This window comes from Caballeronia sp. GAFFF1, assembly GCF_023630705.1.
GTDB lineage: Bacteria > Pseudomonadota > Gammaproteobacteria > Burkholderiales > Burkholderiaceae > Caballeronia.
This window is the reverse complement of the sequence record NZ_JALQEM010000065.1, coordinates 1-244: the sequence shown is the minus strand read 5'-3', so window position 1 is coordinate 244 and position 244 is coordinate 1. Positions and strand designations below refer to the sequence as shown.

Genomic DNA, 244 nt, shown 5'->3' with positions numbered 1-244 from the left:
CAGTGGCCTCGTGCGAATGCCCATCGATCATTCGTCCCGCGCGCTGCACGATTCGTCCCATGATCGTCGAAGCGCCTTTCACGCTCACTTGCTGGCCCACGATGGTTCTGACCACCAACTCGAACCCGGACCATGCGCCTGGCACGCGTAGCCCCGGCGAGGCATCGACTAGCGGCGCCAACAACGGGTCGCGCGACAACACGCTTGCAATCCGGCGGGGATCGGCATGCAGATCGAACATACG

Annotated in this window: 1 protein-coding gene; it reads right to left on the bottom strand. The window is 63.5% G+C overall.

What is annotated here, in order from left to right; genetic code table 11:
• Positions 1-244 (bottom strand): AlkA N-terminal domain-containing protein (locus NCR37_RS28320; RefSeq protein ID WP_284507060.1); only part of this gene is annotated, 244 nt, incomplete at both ends.